Origin of the sequence: Inquilinus limosus DSM 16000 (assembly GCF_000423185.1) — a bacterium.
Classification (GTDB): Bacteria; Pseudomonadota; Alphaproteobacteria; order DSM-16000; family Inquilinaceae; genus Inquilinus; species Inquilinus limosus.
The window spans coordinates 1-1,021 of record NZ_AUHM01000070.1 but is presented as its reverse complement, the minus strand read 5'-3'; the positions used below and the strand labels follow the sequence as shown (position 1 = coordinate 1,021).

Below are 1,021 nucleotides of genomic sequence, written 5' to 3'. Positions count from 1 at the left end.
CCTGGCTTCCGGGGTCAAATGCGAGCTGTCGAAGTCGAAGAACACCACGTAGCTGCGGTCGGGAACGGTATCGACCGCCTCAACCACGGCCGGCGCCGGCGCGAGAGGCGGATCGGCCGCCCCGGCCGCGACGGCGAGGCAGGCCCAGGAGGTGAGAACCAGAACGATCGGTCGAAGCATCTTCATCTCCCGCAATCCCGGCCGCCGCTGCCGCGGGCGGCGTTCCGTCAGCCCGCTGCGCGCAGGCTGGTCATCGCGACGCAGTTGCCGTCGAGCGGCATGAGCACGACCCTCGCGCCGTTGGGCAGAGACACCAGCGGCAGGTCGCCGAGCATGCCGGTCTGGCCCTTCTCCTGGCTGACGAGCTCGGTCGCGACGGCTTGGCAGCTGGCCTTGACCGGCGTCACCCGGACCAAAGTGCCTTCGCAGGAGCGTCCGACCGGAGCCGTGAACACGACGCCGGCTGCGGGCAGCCCCTGCGTCGACGGGCTGCCGCTGAGCGCGACGATCGATTCGACCGCATGCGCATCGGCCGCCCTGGTGTTCCACTGGGTCTGTGCGGCGTAGCTCGCATCGGCGGCGACGCCGCGGCCGAGCGCGGAGAAGATGTTGCCGCAGGTGCCGATCTTGGCCTGCTTGACGTGCTCGTCGAAGACGGTGGCGGTGGCAGTGGTGGTGGCCGCCGCCTGCTGCGCCGCGGCAGGCTGCTGGGTCTGGGCCGCCTGCTCCTGCGCCTTCGGCGCCTCCGCCGCCGGCTTCCTCGAATCCGCTGCCTGGGCCGGCAGCTGGGCAAAGCCGATCAGATCGAACGCGACGACCGCGCCGGCAATGATCGCGACCGAGACGGTCCCCAGAAGTAGAGTCTTGGCCAGTCGCATCGCATCTCATCCTTCTCTGAAGGGCGCCCAACCGGGCGCCCGGGTCATTTCATGGCCGACAGCGCGGCGAACAGCCCGTCGAGGGGGGCCTGGAACGAGACCTCGCCGCGGTCCGGGACGGTGTAGGTCACGGTGCAGTCGGT

The 1,021-nt window shown here is 70.3% G+C and carries 1 protein-coding gene and 1 pseudogene; both read right to left on the bottom strand.

The features are described from left to right. Window positions 1–180 (bottom strand): annotated as a pseudogene (locus G537_RS40695) (hypothetical protein); the annotation flags it as partial. A 47-nt stretch (window positions 181–227) separates the two neighbouring features. Beyond that, window positions 228–878, bottom strand: coding sequence for a hypothetical protein (locus G537_RS0129600; protein WP_026873124.1), 651 nt, complete (start codon window positions 876–878; stop codon window positions 228–230). Between the last annotated feature and the right edge of the window lie 143 nt (window positions 879–1,021).

Excerpts from the sequence above, each read along its gene's own strand:
- G537_RS0129600 (WP_026873124.1), bottom strand. The coding sequence starts at position 878 with ATGCGACTGGCCAAGACTCTACTTCTGGGGACCGTCTCGGTCGCGATC.